The organism is Streptomyces sp. NPDC002057, assembly GCF_040296665.1.
Classification (GTDB): domain Bacteria; phylum Actinomycetota; class Actinomycetes; order Streptomycetales; family Streptomycetaceae; genus Streptomyces.
The window spans coordinates 237,196-253,075 of the sequence record NZ_JBEOXR010000002.1 but is presented as its reverse complement, the minus strand read 5'-3'; the positions used below and the strand labels follow the sequence as shown (position 1 = coordinate 253,075).

Below are 15,880 nucleotides of genomic sequence, written 5' to 3'. Positions count from 1 at the left end.
CGGGCCACGGCGCGTGGGAGTGGCGGGGCGCGTGTCGGCCGGCGGGGAGAAGGGGTCAGCCGATGGCCGGGAGCGGGACCTCGTACGGGGAGCCCTGGTTCACGGCCGTCGGGTCGAAGGCGCCGGTGGCGGCGTACCGGCCGGCGATGGCGGCGAGTTCCTCGGCGGGGATGACGTCGTGGATGTCGGTGAAGCCCTGCGGGGCGCGCGCGTGGGCGAGGTTGATGACGACCTCGGGGCCGAGTTCGCGGTTGGCCCGCTGGAGCGCGGTGGTGACGGGGCGGCGTTCGCGTTCGTAGGCGGCGAGGCCCTCGGCGGGGTCGCGGTGCCGGGCGAGGGCGTGGGCGAGGGCGCGCGCGTCGACGATGGACTGGGTCGCCCCGTTGGAGCCGATCGGGTACATGGCGTGGGCGGCGTCGCCGATGAGGGTGGTGCGGCCGTGCGTCCAGCGGTCCAGGGGTTCGCGGTCGACCATGGGGTACTCGTGCGCGGAGTCGGCGGCGCGCAGGAGGTCGGGGACGCTGACGCCGTCGAACTCCCAGCCCTCGTAGTACGGGAGGAAGGTCTCGACGGGGACGGGACGGTTCCAGTCGCCGTGGAACCGCTCCTCGCCGGAGCCGGTGAACGCGCGGGTCCCGCAGGTGCCTTCCGCGGGGCGGGCGAGCGCCCAGTTCACCAGGACCTCGCGGCCGGGTCCGGTGGGCCGGCTCATCGGGTACACGACGGCCTTCTGCCGGTCGTCGCCCGCGATGAACATGAACGAGCCCACGGCCCGCGCCGGCATCCGGGAGACGCCCCGCCACACCAGCGTCCCGTTCCAGGGCGGGCCGCCCTCCCCCGGGTGCAGCGCCGCCCGTACGGCCGAGCGGATGCCGTCCGCGCCGACGAGGACGTCCGGTTCCAGCGAGGCGCGGCCCCGGACGGCGCCGTCCCGGTGTTCGAGCCGCAGCCGCGGCCGCCCGTCCGGTGACGTTTCGAGCCCGGTCACGCGGACGCCGGTGACCAGGGCGGCGGGCCCGAGCCTGGCCCGTACCGCCCCCGCGAGGACCTGCTGGAGGTGGCCGCGGTGGACCGAGAGCTGGGGCCAGCGGTAGCCGGCGCCCAGTCCGCGCGGTTCCCGGGATATCAGCGCGCCCGACCGGTGGTAGTAGCGCAGCTCGCGGGTGCGCAGGGCGCCCGCCTCCAGGGCGTCGAGCAGGCCGAGCGCGTCCAGTTCGCGGACCGCGTTCGGCATCAGGTTGAGCCCGGCGCCCACCGGGCGGATCGCGGGCGCCGCCTCGACGACCGTCACCCGTTCGAATCCGGCGGCGTGCAGGGCGAGGGCGGCGGTGAGCCCGGCGACGCCGCCGCCGGCGATCACGATGTGCGGGCTCTGTCCGTAGGAGGGGGCGGCGAAGCCGCGTCCGTACGCACGGGAGGGGGTGTGGGGGGACATCTCGACTGCTCCTTCGGCGCCGCTACGCGGCCGACGGCCCGACTGGGGCCCCTGCGGGACGGCGCCGCACGCTCGCGCGGCGCACCATGGTCTCGTTCTCCCTGGTCAGATCCAGGATCGAGCGCAGCAGCGCGACCGGGGCCCCGCCGCTGCCCTCCTCGTACAGACGCACGTCCTCGCTGTACGCCTTGCGGGCGAGGCCGAGGTGCCGGGCGCGGAAGGTCTTCAGGAGGCGAAGGACCCGGCCCAGCGCCTCCGCGGACGCGGTGAGCGAGGGCGGCAGCCGGCCGGCGCCCTCCCAGCTCACCGCGGCCGACAGTCTGCTCACCGCCGACACCCCGCCCCGGTGCCGGGCGTGGAACGCGCGCCAGGCGGGCAGCGCGTACGGCACGGACTCGGCGAGGAAGGCGTCGTAGGCGGGGTCCGAGCGGTCGCACTGCCACAGCGTCAGATCGACCAGCCAGAGCGGGACCTGGGCGGCGGCCGGGCCCAGGTAGTCGCGGCCGGCCACCTCGACCTCCTCGAAGTACGGCCGCAGGGTGTGGGCGAAGTACTCGGGCGACACCTGCGCCACGGTGAGGTCGATGGAGTCGACCATCGCCCGGACGCGGTGGGCCACCCGGTCGAGGGCGGCCGCGAAGCGCGGGTCGTACGGTTCGAGGCGGGCGACCAGGCCGCAGTCGTCGAGGGCGCCGACCAGACCGGGGAAGACCATCCGTACGGCTTCCTGGAGGCGGGCCTCCGCCGGATGACCGGTGTACGAGCGGCGGCGCGGGCCCGGCGGGTTCCAGGTGGTGTAGTGGTGGACCGTGTCCCGGGGCACCATGTCGGTGCGGAGCCCGAGGAGTTCGAGGACGGGCAGCGCCTCGGGGACGGCGGCGAGGGGCTGCACGCCGTGCCGCTTCAGGGAGCCCAGCAGGATGCCGAGGTCGCGCATCGCGGCCAGCGCGTGGCCGACGCTCCACTGCGCGGCCCGGTCGGGATCGGGCACGAGGGTGCGCAGGGCGACGGTCAGCGCGGCGACGTCGGCGTCCGCGTTCATGGCGGGCACGGCGGCGAGCAGGGCGTCGGCGCCGAGCGGGTCGGCGGCGCGTATGTCCTCGGTGCGGTGACGCGGGTCGCCGAGCAAGACGGGGCTCCTTCTCTTCGTGGGCTCGTGCGCCTCCGGGGCGCTGGTGCGGCTGCCGACGGCCGGCCGTGCTCGCCCCGTTCCCCGGGGCCTCCGCACGCTCTCCCTCACGACAGCCGCGCGCCCCTTCGGGTCGCTCGCCGGCGGTCGGGGTCATCGGCCCCGGCGGGTCTCGCCCGGTGGAGACGGAGCGAGAGGAGGGCGGCCACCGCGGCGAACCCGGCGCCCGTGAGCAGGGCCGCGCGGTGGCCGGCGGTCTCCGCGACCGTCCGGGCCGCGTCGACGCCCTCGGTTCGGCCGGCGGCGACGGCCACCAGGACGGCGAGTCCGAGGACCGAGCCGAACTGCTGGCTGGTGTTGACGAGTCCGGAGGCGAGTCCGGTCTCCTCGGGCGCGGCGTCCGCGGTGGCCGCCACGTTGGTGGTGACCATGACGAGCGGCAGGGCGGCGCCGAGGAGGAGGCTCGGGGCGAGGACGGTGCTCGCGAAGGTGCCGTCCGGGGTGAGTGCCAGGGCCAGCCAGAGGGTCCCGGCGCACAGCAGGACGAAGCCGAGGGTCGTCGTCCGGCGCAGACCGAGCCGGTGGATGATCCGCCCGGTCTGCGGGGCGAGGGCGACGACGACGAGCGACAGCGGCAGCAGGCCGAGGCCGCCGCCGAGGGGCGGGTACCCGAGGACGCTCTGTAGGTAGAGGCTGACCAGGAAGAACATCGGGAACAGCGTCGTCTGGGCGAGGGCGGCCAGGAGGTTGGCGAGGCGCGGTGCGGGCCGGGTCAGGACCTCGGGCGGGACGAGCGGCGCGGCGGCGCGGTTCTCGACGGCGGCGAAGGCGAGGAGCAGCGCGAGCCCCGCTCCCGCGGCCCCGAGGGTGCGGGCGGACAGCCATCCGGCCTCCGCCGCGCCGACCAGCGCGTAGGCGAGGAGCCCGAGTCCGGCGGTCGCGGTGAGCGCTCCGGCGAGGTCGAAGCCGCCCGGGCGGGGGCGGCCGGTGCGGTGGTCGAGGACGCGGAGGGCGAGGACGGCGAGCACCGCCGCGAGGAGGACGTTCAGCCAGAACGTGGAGCGCCAGCCGAGGAGGTCGGTGAGGACGCCGCCGAGGACCGTGCCGAGGACTCCGCCGAGGCCGCCCATCGCGGCGAACGCGCCGAGGGCCCGGTGCCGGGCGGGGCCGTCGGGGAAGAGCAGGAGCAGCAGGGCGAAGGCGGCGGCCGCGGCGAGGGCGGCGCCGACGCCCTGGACGGCGCGGGCGGCGACGAGGGCGTCGGCGCCGGGGGCGAGACCACCGGCGGCGGAGGCGACGGCCAGCAGGCCGAGGCCGCCGAGGAAGACCCGCCGGTGGCCGAGGAGGTCGGCGACGCGGCCGCCGAGGAGGAGGAGCCCGCCGAAGGCGATGAGGTAGGCGTTGGCGACCCAGGAGAGTCCGGCGGAGCCGGAGCCGAGGTCCTGGCCGACCGAGGGCAGTGCGACGTTGACGATCGCGGTGTCCGTGATCAGCAGCAGCTGGGTGGAGGCGAGGAGGGCGAGCGCCCCGCGCCGGGGCCCCGGTGGTGGCGCCGTCACCGGGTCGTCCCGAGGTCGTAGCCGTCGAGGCAGGCCTGCGCGAGGCTCTCGCAGTCGCCCGCGGAGCCGGCCCAGGTCTGCATGGTCAGGTAGACGTGCGGGGCGCCGTGGTAGAAGCGCTCGTACTGTTCGTGGCGGCCCGCGAACTCGGAACCGAGGGCGTCCCAGGCGAGCTTGAGGAGCTTGATCCGGTCCTCGGCGGGTTGGCCGGGGGTGCCGAAGTAGCGGCGGACCAGCGGCCCCAGTTCGGGGTGGAGGAGGTCCTGTCCGCTCGCCGGGAGCTGGACGAGGGCGCCGCCCGCGAGGAGCTTGATGTCCTGGATCGCGCGCGGGTAGAGCTCGCCGGCCATGATCCGCTGGGCGAAGGAGATCTCCTGCCCGGTGCGGACGCCGCCGCGCCCTCCGTCGACCTGCTCGTACGAGGCCTCGGCGGCGAGGACGAAGGCCTTGGCCTGGGCGACCGCGCCGAGGAGCCGGCCGAGGGCCTGGGTGACGGGCGGCAGCTTCTCGGTGCCGTGGGAGCGGGTGATCAGGATGGCGAGTCCGGTGAGGAACTCCAGCTTGGTCCAGAAGCGGGTGGCGGACTGGTGGACGAGGTTCAGGTAGGCGGGGGTCTGCCACCAGACGGCGCCGGTGGTGACCGGGTCGCGGTGGGTGAGGACCCGTTCCCAGGGCACGAAGACGTCCTCGCAGACCAGCATCGCGTCGTTCTCGTCGTACCGGGAGGAGAGCGGGTGGTCGAAGACGGACCGGGAGCGTTCCTCGTAGGAGGTGCGGGAGATCAGCTTGAGGCCGGGGGTGTCGAGCCGTACGGAGAAGGTGACGGCGTGCTCGGTGTCGTCGGCGGCGAGCGGTTCGATGGTGCCGACGAGGAGTTCGTCGGCGAAGACCGCGCCGGTGCCGACGGTCTTGGCGCCGCGGACGACGATCCCGCCGTCCCGTTCCGCGACGACCCGCAGGGTGCGGTCGTCCTCGCCGGTGCCGCCGGCCGGGTTGGTCAGGGTGAACGCGGTGTGCAGGTCGCCCTCGGCGAGCCGGCGGTGGAAGGCGAGGGCGTGCCCGGAGCCGTCGAAGGTCGCGCCGGTGAAGACGGCGGGCGCGGCGGCGAACCCGGCCGCGCCCGCGGCCATGTAGTCGGGGGTGCGGCCGAGGAAGCCGTAGCCGGCCTCGGCCGTCGTACGGAAGGCGCGGCGGCGGGCGACGAGGTCCTCGTACGAACGGGGGACGGCGTAGGCCCGGCGCACCCCGTCCCGGACGAGGACGGGGCGGTGCGCGGGGTCGTCGGCGAGGTCGTAGAGCCCGGCGAGGGAGGCCGCGGTGGCCCGGAAGGCGGGGTGCGCGGTGACGTCCTTGACGCGCTCCCCGTCGAGCCAGATCTCGCGCCCGTCGCGCAGTCCCTCCAGATACTCCTGCCCGGACCTCGTCACCGGTGTGTCGCCTCTCCTCGGGTGTCACGGCTGTGCCGGTCCCGAGACTGTCCGGCGCACCCCCTCGGGACAATGAACGTCCGTCCAGGGGTCCTTAAGAACCGTCCAGAGGGCTCCGAAGATGTCAGGTCGGCCGACCTGGAAGAGGTACGGAGCCCTCCGGGCCGGCCGGGCGGGGCCGGCCCGGAGCCGCTCAGGCGGCCCGGACGGCTCCCGCCCGGTACTCCCCGGGGGTGACGCCGAACCACTTCCGGAAGGCGAGGTGGAAGCCGACGGCGCTCCGGTAGCCGACGCGGTCGGGCACGGCGGACTGCGGGAGCGAGGTCTCGGTGAGCAGCCGGCCGGCCTCCTGCATCCGGCGTGCGGCGAGGTACCGGGCCGGGGAGTCGCCGACCAGCTCGCGGAAGGCGGCGGTGAACGCGGAGCGGGACATGCCGACCTCGCGGGCGAGGGCGTCGATCGTCCAGGGTTCGGCGAACCGGGTGGCCATCATGACGACGGCCCGGCTGATCCCGGGGTGCCGGAGCAGCGGCAGCGAGGCCGGGTTCCCGGCGAGTTCGCGCAGGAGCGGGCGGAGCGCGAGGACGAGCGCCATCTCGAAGGCGCGCAGGGTGATGAGCCGGTCGCCGGGTCCGACGGGCCGGTCGGGGGCGGCGAGCAGCCGCAGGGTGTCGCGGAGCAGCGGCTCGCGGTCGACCTGGGCGCCGTCGAGGACGAGCGCCCAGGGCAGCGAGGTGTAGAGGCCGGTGGCGGCGCTGGCGTCGTAGTGGAGCCCGGCGCACAGGAGCCGGCTCTCGGGGCCGCTGCCCTCGATGACGATCTCGCCGGAGGTGCCGGGCTGCCGCTCGGGCAGGACGGCCTTGAGCGGGACGCCCTGCCGGTCGGGCCGGTCGGCGAGGCGGTGCGCGGTGCCGGTGGGGAAGACGACGAGGTCACCGGCGTGCAGTTCGAGCGGGGGTTCGTCGTCGGTGGTGATCCAGCAGTCTCCCTCGACGACGTAGTGGAGGACGGCGCAGCTGCGTTCGGCGTCGCCCTCGATGGCCCAGGGGGCGCGGACGTGCCAGCGGCTGTCGAAGACTCCGGTGAGCCGGAGGGGTTTGAGCAGTTCGCTCAGGAGGTCGTCGTGTTCCTCGTGCTCGTCGTGCGTGTCGCGCGTCTCGCGCGTGCCCCGCCGGTCGCGGTGGTCGTGACGGTCGGTTCCCACGGTTGCCATGGACGATCCTTCAACTTCCGCCCCGGTTTGTTAATTGAACGGCCGAAGCCGTCGCGGCGAGCCTTGGACGACGCCGACACGACAGCAGCGAAAGTCTATCGAAGGGCCTCAGACAGACATGTCCAGTGAGATTCCGATGCGGGTGGCGGTCGTGGGCGCGACCGGCTTCCAGGGGGGCGCGGTGGCCCGTCTGCTGGCCGAGCGGCACCACGGGGTGCGGGCCCTGACCCGGCGCCCCTCGGCCGACCGGCCGCCGCTGCCGGGCGCCTTCTTCCTCGCCGGCGACCTGGGGCGCCCGGAGGACGTGCGGCGGCTCTTCGCGGGGACGACGCACGGGTTCGTCACGATGCCGCTGGTGTACGACACCGAACGGGTGGAGGCGTACGCGCGGAACGTCGCGGACGCGGCCCTGGAGGCGGGGGTCCGGCGGCTGGTCTTCAACGCCAACACCCGGCTTCCGCTGGGTCCGACGGACGTCGCCGCGTTCGAGACGCGGCGGCTCGCGGAGCGGGTGCTGCGGGACAGCGGGGTGCCGCTGGTGGTGATCCGGCCGCCGGTGTACCTGGACAACCTGTTCTCGCCGTGGAACGGTCCGGCGCTGGTCGGCGCCGGTGTGCTCGCCTATCCGCTGCCGGCGTCGGCGCGGACGGCGTGGCTCTCGCACCGGGGCCTGGCGGAGGCGGCGCTCGCCGCGCTGACCCGGGACGGCCTGGAGGGGCGGACCTTCGACATCGGCGGTGAGCGCTCGCTGACGGGCGGCGAGCTCGCGGCGGCCTTCGGCCGGGGCCTCGGGCGGGCGGTGCGGTACGAGGAGCTGGATCCGGCCGCCTTCGAGCGCGGGCTCGCGGGGCTCCTCGGCCCGGAGACGGCGGCGGGGGTGGCCGGGATCTACCACTACATGGCGACCGGCGCCGATCCGCTGCTGATGGCGGACGACGACGGGGTGTCGACGGAGGTCCTCGCCCTCGAACCGGCCCCGGTGGAGGAGTGGGTGGCCCGTCAGCCCTGGCAGGTCTGGTCGACGGACGCGGACGAACCGGACGCGTCGCCGCGCCGCCACTGACGGCACCCGTGTGAATCCGGCCCCGCCCGACTTCGGGCGGGGCCTGTTTGTGTGCTTGCTAGGACGGCTACGCCCTAGTAGTTAACAAAGCGCCGGGATTGCCCACCCGAGGACGGTGGGAAGGCTTCACCGGTAACCCCCCGAACCCGTCTCCCCGTGACCCCTGTTCATCCCTGTGGACCCGCCATCCGAGTGAACGCGGACAGGAGCGGCCATGCCCGCAACCCGCCGGCCGTCGACGGAGCTAGAAAGAGCGAACCACCACCCGCACCCCCGTAAACCATCAGGTGATGCTGTGAATCCGCTCATGGGACGCATTCCCGTACTGGACGTACGCCCACTGGTCGACTGCGGTCGGCGCCCCGCGAAGGCGGTGGCCGGAGAGTCCTTCGAGGTGACGGCGACCGTCTTCCGCGAGGGCCACGACGCGGTCGCCGCCAATGTCGTGCTGCACGGCCCCACGGGCCGCCCGGGTCCCTGGACCCCGATGCGCGAACTGGCTCCGGGCACCGATCGCTGGGGTGCCGAGGTCACCCCCGACGCCGAAGGCCTGTGGACGTACACCGTCGAGGCGTGGAGCGATCCGGTGGCCACCTGGCGCCACACCGCGAAGATCAAGATCCCGGCCGGGATCGACTCCGAGCTGGTGCTCGCCGAGGGCGCCGAGCTGCACGAGCGGGCCGCGAAGGGCGTCCCGAAGAAGGGCGGCGGCCGGGAGGCCGTGCTCGCCGCGTCGGACGCGCTGCGCGACGTCTCCCGCCCGGCGGCCGTCCGGCTCGCGGCGGCCCTGAACCCCCGGGTCGTCGAGGCGCTCGACCGCCACCCGCTGCGCGAACTCCTCTCCTCCTCGCCCGCGTTGCCGCTCCAGGTGGAGCGGGAGCGCGCCCTGTTCGGCTCCTGGTACGAGTTCTTCCCGCGCTCGGAGGGCGTGCGGAAGGTGAAGGGCCGTACGGTCCCGGGGAACTTCCGTACCGCGGCCGAGCGGCTCCCGGCGATCGCGGCCATGGGCTTCGACGTGGTGTACCTGCCGCCGGTGCACCCGATCGGCGAGACCCACCGCAAGGGACCCAACAACTCGCTCTCGGCCGCGCCGAACGACGTGGGCGTGCCGTGGGCGATCGGCTCGCCGGAGGGCGGGCACGACGCGCTCCACCCGGACCTGGGGAGCTTCGAGGACTTCGACGCCTTCGTGGCGCGGGCCCGGGAGCTGCGTCTGGAGATCGCGCTGGACTTCGCGCTCCAGTGCTCCCCGGACCACCCGTGGGTGGAGAAGCACCCGGAGTGGTTCCACCACCGCCCGGACGGTTCGATCGCGTACGCGGAGAACCCGCCGAAGAAGTACCAGGACATCTACCCGATCGCGTTCGACACCGACATGGACGGGATCGTCGCGGAGACCGTGCGGGTGCTGCGGCACTGGATGGACCACGGCATCCGGATCTTCCGCGTCGACAACCCGCACACCAAGCCGGTGGTGTTCTGGGAGCGGGTGATCGGCGAGATCAACCGGGCCGACCCGGACGTGATCTTCCTGGCGGAGGCCTTCACGCGGCCGGCGATGATGCGGACGCTCGGCGCGGTCGGCTTCCAGCAGTCGTACACGTACTTCACCTGGCGCAACACCAAGGAGGAGCTCACGGAGTACCTGACGGAGCTCTCCGGGGAGACGGCGGCGCAGATGCGGCCGAACTTCTTCGTGAACACCCCGGACATCCTGCCCGGCTACCTCCAGGAGGGCGGCCGGCCGGCGTTCGAGGTGCGGGCGGTGCTCGCGGCCACGCTCTCGCCCTCCTGGGGGATGTACGCCGGGTACGAGCTGTGCGAGAACGCCGCGCTGCGGGACGGCGGCGAGGAGTACCTCGACTCGGAGAAGTACGAACTGAGGCCGCGCGACTGGGAGTCGGCCGAGCGGGCCGGGACCACGATCACCCCGCTGATCACCACCCTGAACCGGATCAGGCGCCGTCACCCGGCGCTCCGCCGGCTTCGGAACCTCTCCTTCCACCGGACCGACAACCCGCAGGTGATCGCGTACAGCAAGCGATCGGGTTCGAACACCGTTCTGGTGGTCGTCAACCTCGACCCGCACCACACCCAGGAGGCGACGCTCTCGTTGGACATGCCGGAACTCGGCCTCGACTGGCACGAGACCGTGCCGGTGCGCGACGAGCTCACCGGCGAGACCTATCACTGGGGCAGGGCCAGCTACGTGCGCCTAGAGCCGGGTGTCACACCCGCGCACGTCCTCGTCCTGCGACCGTCCCCGCAGACCGGAGGGTCACCCACATCATGACCGTCAACGAGCCCGTCCCCGACACCTTCGAGGACACCCCCGCCAAGGACCGCGATCCCGACTGGTTCAAGCGGGCCGTCTTCTACGAGGTCCTCGTCCGTTCCTTCCAGGACAGCAACGGGGACGGCGTCGGCGACCTGAAGGGCATCACGTCCAAACTGGACTACCTCCAGTGGCTGGGCGTCGACTGCCTCTGGCTGCCGCCGTTCTTCAAGTCCCCGCTGCGGGACGGCGGCTACGACGTCGCCGACTACACGTCGGTGCTGCCCGAGTTCGGCGACCTCGCCGACTTCGTCGAGTTCGTCGACTCGGCCCACCAGCGCGGGATGCGCGTGGTCATCGACTTCGTGATGAACCACACGAGCGACCAGCACCCGTGGTTCCAGGAGTCGCGGAGCGACCCGGAGGGGCCGTACGGCGACTACTACGTCTGGGCCGACGACGACAAGCAGTACGCGGACGCCCGGATCATCTTCGTCGACACCGAGTCCTCGAACTGGACCTTCGACCCGGTCCGCAAGCAGTACTACTGGCACCGGTTCTTCTCGCACCAGCCCGACCTCAACTACGAGAACCCGGCCGTGCAGGAGGAGATCCTCTCCTCGCTGAAGTTCTGGCTGGACCTGGGGATCGACGGGTTCCGGCTCGACGCGGTGCCGTACCTGTACCAGCAGGAGGGCACCAACTGCGAGAACCTCCCCCGGACCCACTCCTTCCTCAAGCGGGTCCGCAAGGAGATCGACGACCACTACCCGGACACGGTGCTGCTCGCCGAGGCCAACCAGTGGCCGGAGGACGTCGTCGACTACTTCGGCGACTTCGGCTCCGGCGGCGACGAGTGCCACATGGCCTTCCACTTCCCGGTCATGCCGCGGATCTTCATGGCCGTCCGGCGCGAGTCCCGCTACCCGGTGTCCGAGATCCTGGCGAAGACCCCGGAGATCCCCTCCGGCTGCCAGTGGGGCATCTTCCTGCGCAACCACGACGAGCTCACCCTCGAGATGGTCACGGACGAAGAGCGCGACTACATGTACGCCGAATACGCCAAGGACCCGCGGATGCGGGCCAACATCGGCATCCGGCGCCGGCTCGCCCCGCTCCTGGACAACGACCGCAAGCAGATGGAGCTGTTCACCGCGCTGCTCTTCTCGCTGCCCGGCTCGCCGGTGCTGTACTACGGCGACGAGATCGGCATGGGCGACAACATCTGGCTCGGCGACCGGGACGGGGTGCGGACCCCGATGCAGTGGACGCCCGACCGGAACGCGGGCTTCTCCTCCTGCGACCCGGGGCGGCTCTACCTTCCGGCCATCATGGACCCGGTCCACGGCTACCAGGTGACCAACGTCGAGGCGGGGATGGCCTCGCCGTCCTCCCTGCTGCACTGGACGAAGCGGATGATCGAGATCCGCAAGCAGAACCGGGCCTTCGGCACGGGGACGTACACCGAACTCCCGGCCTCCAACCCGGCGGTACTCGCCTTTCTGCGGGAGACCGCCCCCGAAGAGGGCATGGACGGCGATCTGGTCCTCTGCGTGAACAACTTCTCGCGGTTCGCGCAGCCGACCGAACTCGACCTGCGCCGCTTCGACGGCATCCAGCCGGTCGAGCTGATCGGCGGGGTGACGTTCCCGGCCATCGGCCAGCTCCCCTACCTCCTGACCCTTGCGGGACACGGCTTCTACTGGTTCCGTCTCAAGAAGGGCTGACCGACGGTCAGTTCGGATTCGTCCGGGGTGGGACGGTTTCCTCCCGTCCCACTCTGGGCACTGTGAACCACACACGATTCAGGTCCATATGGGCCTTCTTGCCGGACCCATACGGATCTTCCCCCTCCGACACGTCCCGCACATCCGGACAGCCCCAGCCGCCATCCGGGACACTCTGCGCATTTGAACGCATACGACAGCCATCTGCGCGCCCCGGGGAAAGGACGCGATGCCATGCCGGAGACCGCATCCACCACCCGGGCCCCGGACGCCCTCCTTCCGTCACTCGCCCCCCTGCTCCACGAATGGCTGCCACGGCAGCGCTGGTTCGCGGGCAAGGGTCGCCGGGTCACGGGATTCACGCTGGACGCGGCCACCGAGCTGCTGCCCCTGGACGGCGCGGGACCCGGTCTCCTCCATCTGCTCGTACGGGTGGAACAGCCGGGACGCCCGGCCGGAACACCCGCCGACTGCTACCAGATCCTCCTGGGCGTACGGACCCAGCTCCCGCCCCGCCTCGCCCCCGCCCTGATCGGGCGGATCCGGCAGGGGCCGTTCGCCGGACGTGCCGTGTACGAGGGGCTGCGCGACCCGCGGCTCGCCGGCCTCCTCTACGAACGGCTGCGCACCCCGGGCCGGACCGGCCCCCTGCGCTTCCACGCCACGACGGCGCTGCCGCCCGCGCTCGCGCCGCGCGTCCTGGACGCCGAGCAGTCCAACTCGTCCCTGGTGTACGGGGATTCCTACATCCTCAAGATCTTCCGCCGGGTCAGCCCGGGGGCCAACCCCGACCTGGAACTGCCGCTCGCGCTCGCCGGCGCCGGCTGCGCGAGGGTCCCGGCCCCGGTCGCCTGGTTCGAGTCCGGAGCCTCCACGCTCGGCGTGCTCCAGCCCTATCTGCGCGACTCCCGCGACGGCTGGCGGCTCGCCCTCGACGCGCTCGCCGACGGACGGGAGTTCACCACCGAGGCGCGGGCCCTCGGCCGCGCCACGGCCGAGGTCCACCTCGCGCTCGCCTCCGCCCTGCCGACCAAACGGCTCGGGCGGGCCGAGACCGAACAGCTGGCCGCCGCGATGGACCGGCGGCTGCACGCGGCGGCGCAGGCCGTCCCCGCGCTGCTGCCGCACGTGCCCGGGCTCCGGGCCGTCTTCGCGGCGGCGAGCGGGGCGGTCGGCGGCGGCGCGGTCCAGCGCATCCACGGCGACCTGCACCTCGGGCAGACCCTGCGGGGCTCCGACGGCGGCTGGGCCGTCATCGACTTCGAGGGCGAACCGGCGAAACCGCTCGACGAGCGGCGCAGCCCGCAGCCCACCGTCCGTGACGTCGCCGGAATGCTCCGCTCCTTCGACTACGCGGCCCGCACGCACCGGCCCTGGAACGCGGAGTGGGCGGCGCGGTGCCGGGCCGCGTACTGCGCGGGGTACGCGGAGGCGTCGGGGGCGGATCCCCGGGCGGACCCGGCGCTGCTCCACGCCTACGAGACGGACAAGGCGGTCTACGAGGTCGTCTACGAGGCCCGTCACCGCCCGGACTGGCTCCCCGTCCCGATGTCGGCGATCGAACGACTGGCGGCCTCCCCATGACCCGACCCCCACGCCCCGCGCGGGCCGTCGTCCTCCGGGGGGTGGGGGTCCCCCCGGAGGAACGATTGCCCTCAACGGGGGTGGGACCCGTTCGGCCGAGTGTCCCGCCCCCTCACCCCACCGTTGCGCATCAGTACCCCCGTACCCCTTAGGAGGCATCCCGGTGACCGCCCGCCCCGCAGGCAAGACGGCCCGCAGCACCACCAAGCCCCCCGCGCCCCGGAAGGCGCCACCTCCGCTCGATCCGGGCGACCGGGCCCGGCTGCTCGCCGGGGAGCATCACGACCCGCACGGCGTGCTCGGCGCGCACCCGGTGCGCGGCGGGGTGGTGGTCCGGGTGCTGCGCCCCTGGGCGAAGGAGGTCACCGTCGTCACCAAGGGCAAGCGCGTGGCGCTGCACGACGACGGCGACGGCCTCTTCTCGGGGCTGCTGCCCCTGCTCCGCAAGGTCCCCGCGTACGAGCTGCGGGTCCGCTACGACGGGCCCGACGAGCTGGCCGTGGACGACCCGTACCGCTTCCTGCCCTCCCTCGGCGAGCTCGACCTGCACCTGATCGGGGAGGGCCGGCACGAGGAGCTGTGGACGGCCCTCGGCTCGCACCCCATGACCCACGGGGGCGTGACCGGCACCCGCTTCGCGGTCTGGGCGCCCAACGCGCGCGGGGTCCGCGTCACCGGTGACTTCACCCACTGGGACGGCACCGGGCTGCCGATGCGCTCGCTGGGTTCGACCGGCGTGTGGGAGCTGTTCGTGCCGGGCATCGGCGAGGGCGCGCTCTACAAGTACGACATCACGCGCCCCGACGGCACGCACACGGTCCGCGCGGACCCGATGGCGCGCCGCACCGAGTGCCCGCCGAACACCGCGTCGATCGTCACCGAGTCGCACTACACGTGGGACGACGCGGAGTGGATGGAGCGACGGGGGGCGCGGCCGCACCACGAGGCGCCGCTCTCGGTGTACGAGGTGCACCTGCCGTCCTGGCGGCCCGGACTCACCTACCGCCAGCTCGCCGAGCAGCTTCCCGCGTACGTCCGTGACCTCGGGTTCACGCACGTGGAGCTGATGCCGGTCACGGAGCACCCCTTCGGCGGCTCGTGGGGCTACCAGGTCACCGGCTTCTACGCGCCGACGGCCCGCATGGGCACCCCCGACGACTTCAGGTTCCTGGTGGACGCGCTGCACCGCGCGGGGATCGGGGTCCTGATGGACTGGGTCCCGGCGCACTTCCCGAAGGACGACTGGGCGCTGGCCGAGTTCGACGGGCGTCCGCTGTACGAGCACGAGGACCCGCGCCGTTCGCACCATCCGGACTGGGGCACCCTGGAGTTCGACTACGGGCGCAAGGAGGTGCGGAACTTCCTGGTGGCGAACGCCGTGTACTGGTGCCAGGAGTTCCACATCGACGGTCTGCGGGTGGACGCGGTGGCGTCGATGCTCTACCTGGACTACTCGCGGGAGCACGGCGAGTGGCTGCCGAACGAGTTCGGCGGCCGGGAGAACCTGGACGCGGTGGCCTTCCTCCAGGAGATGAACGCCACGGTGTACCGGCGCTGCCCGGGGATCGTGACCTTCGCGGAGGAGTCCACGGCCTGGGACGGGGTGACGCGGGCGACGGACCAGGTGGGCCCCGGGGGCTTCGGCGGTCTGGGCTTCGGCATGAAGTGGAACATGGGCTGGATGCACGACTCGCTGGAGTACGTGCAGAAGGAGCCGGTGCACCGCAAGTACCACCACCACGAGATGACCTTCTCGATGGTGTACGCGTACAGCGAGAACTACATCCTGCCGATCTCGCACGACGAGGTGGTGCACGGCAAGCGGTCCCTGGTGTCGAAGATGCCGGGCGACTGGTGGCAGCAGCGCGCCAACCACCGCGCCTATCTGGGCTTCATGTGGGCCCACCCGGGCAAGCAACTGCTCTACATGGGGCAGGAGTTCGCCCAGGGGGCGGAGTGGTCGGCGGACCACGGGCCCGACTGGTGGCTGCTCGATCCGGCGTACGGGGCGGAGCCCGACCACCGGGGGGTGCGGGACCTCGTCCGTGACCTGAACACGGTGTACGCGGCGACGCCCTCGCTCTGGGAGCGGGACACCGCGCCGGAGGGCTTCCAGTGGGTGGTCGGGGACGCGGCCGAGGACAACGTCTTCGCCTTCCTGCGTTTCGACGCGTTCGGCTCCCCGCTGCTCGCCGTCTGCAACTTCTCGCCGGTCGTGCGGCACGACTACCGGCTGGGGGTTCCGGAGGCGGTGGTCGCCTGGTCGGAGGTGCTGAACACGGACGCCGGCCGCTACGGCGGCGGGGACGTGGTGGGGCGCGACCCGGTGAAGACGGAGTCGGTGCCGCACCACGGACGCGCGGCCAGCATCCGGATGACGCTGCCGCCGCTGGCGACGGTCTGGCTGCGGCCCGCGTGAGCCCGGGGCCACGGAGCGGCGGAGCCCGCTCCGTGGCCGATACGTGACA

10 protein-coding genes are annotated in these 15,880 nt (G+C 73.0%); 5 read left to right on the top strand and 5 right to left on the bottom strand.

Annotation, left to right across the window (positions count from 1 at the left end):
• Positions 1 to 55: 55 nt before the first annotated feature.
• The 5 genes from ABT129_RS02960 to ABT129_RS02940 form a co-directional block, all read right to left on the bottom strand.
• Positions 56 to 1,435: an FAD-dependent monooxygenase gene (locus ABT129_RS02960; RefSeq protein ID WP_351895769.1), complete on the bottom strand. Its 1,380-nt coding sequence runs from the start codon at positions 1,433 to 1,435 to the stop codon at positions 56 to 58.
• A gap of 22 nt (positions 1,436 to 1,457) precedes the next feature.
• Positions 1,458 to 2,564: a monodechloroaminopyrrolnitrin synthase PrnB family protein gene (locus tag ABT129_RS02955; RefSeq protein ID WP_351895766.1), complete on the bottom strand. Its 1,107-nt coding sequence runs from the start codon at positions 2,562 to 2,564 to the stop codon at positions 1,458 to 1,460.
• Positions 2,565 to 2,671: 107 nt separating this feature from the next.
• The gene (locus ABT129_RS02950) at positions 2,672 to 4,123 is read right to left on the bottom strand and encodes an MFS transporter (RefSeq protein ID WP_351895764.1); all 1,452 of its coding nucleotides are present in this window, start codon (positions 4,121 to 4,123) and stop codon (positions 2,672 to 2,674) included.
• Entirely contained in the window at positions 4,120 to 5,550 is a 1,431-nt protein-coding gene (locus ABT129_RS02945) for a 4-hydroxyphenylacetate 3-hydroxylase family protein (protein ID WP_351895762.1), read from the bottom strand. The genes ABT129_RS02950 and ABT129_RS02945 overlap by 4 nt, the downstream gene beginning before the upstream one ends.
• A gap of 193 nt (positions 5,551 to 5,743) precedes the next feature.
• Positions 5,744 to 6,763 (bottom strand): AraC family transcriptional regulator, encoded by a 1,020-nt coding sequence (locus ABT129_RS02940; protein ID WP_351895760.1) that lies wholly within the window; start codon positions 6,761 to 6,763, stop codon positions 5,744 to 5,746.
• Positions 6,764 to 6,881: 118 nt separating this feature from the next.
• On the opposite strand from ABT129_RS02940, the gene ABT129_RS02935 reads away from it, so the two are divergent.
• The 5 genes from ABT129_RS02935 (at position 6,882) to glgB (ending at position 15,831) form a co-directional block, all read left to right on the top strand.
• Positions 6,882 to 7,826 carry an SDR family oxidoreductase gene (locus ABT129_RS02935; RefSeq protein ID WP_351895758.1) on the top strand — a complete coding sequence of 315 codons (945 nt, stop codon included), beginning with the start codon at positions 6,882 to 6,884 and terminating at the stop codon, positions 7,824 to 7,826.
• Positions 7,827 to 8,133: 307 nt separating this feature from the next.
• The gene (locus tag ABT129_RS02930) at positions 8,134 to 10,119 is read left to right on the top strand and encodes an alpha-1,4-glucan--maltose-1-phosphate maltosyltransferase (protein WP_351895756.1); all 1,986 of its coding nucleotides are present in this window, start codon (positions 8,134 to 8,136) and stop codon (positions 10,117 to 10,119) included.
• A complete protein-coding gene (gene treS, locus ABT129_RS02925) occupies positions 10,116 to 11,828 on the top strand; it encodes a maltose alpha-D-glucosyltransferase (RefSeq protein ID WP_351895754.1) in 1,713 nt (570 codons plus the stop codon). Before ABT129_RS02930 ends, treS begins: the two co-directional genes overlap by 4 nt.
• 234 nt (positions 11,829 to 12,062) lie before the next feature.
• A complete protein-coding gene (locus ABT129_RS02920; RefSeq protein ID WP_351895752.1) occupies positions 12,063 to 13,412 on the top strand; it encodes a maltokinase N-terminal cap-like domain-containing protein in 1,350 nt (449 codons plus the stop codon).
• 163 nt (positions 13,413 to 13,575) lie between these two features.
• Positions 13,576 to 15,831 (top strand): 1,4-alpha-glucan branching enzyme, encoded by a 2,256-nt coding sequence (gene glgB / locus ABT129_RS02915; protein ID WP_351895749.1) that lies wholly within the window; start codon positions 13,576 to 13,578, stop codon positions 15,829 to 15,831.
• Positions 15,832 to 15,880: the final 49 nt, after the last annotated feature.

Excerpts from the sequence above, each read along its gene's own strand:
- ABT129_RS02935 (WP_351895758.1), top strand. The coding sequence starts at position 6,882 with ATGTCCAGTGAGATTCCGATGCGGGTGGCGGTCGTGGGCGCGACCGGC.
- ABT129_RS02940 (WP_351895760.1), bottom strand. The coding sequence starts at position 6,763 with ATGGCAACCGTGGGAACCGACCGTCACGACCACCGCGACCGGCGGGGC.
- ABT129_RS02930 (WP_351895756.1), top strand. The coding sequence starts at position 8,134 with ATGGGACGCATTCCCGTACTGGACGTACGCCCACTGGTCGACTGCGGT.
- treS (WP_351895754.1), top strand. The coding sequence starts at position 10,116 with ATGACCGTCAACGAGCCCGTCCCCGACACCTTCGAGGACACCCCCGCC.
- ABT129_RS02920 (WP_351895752.1), top strand. The coding sequence starts at position 12,063 with ATGCCGGAGACCGCATCCACCACCCGGGCCCCGGACGCCCTCCTTCCG.
- ABT129_RS02960 (WP_351895769.1), bottom strand. The coding sequence starts at position 1,435 with ATGTCCCCCCACACCCCCTCCCGTGCGTACGGACGCGGCTTCGCCGCC.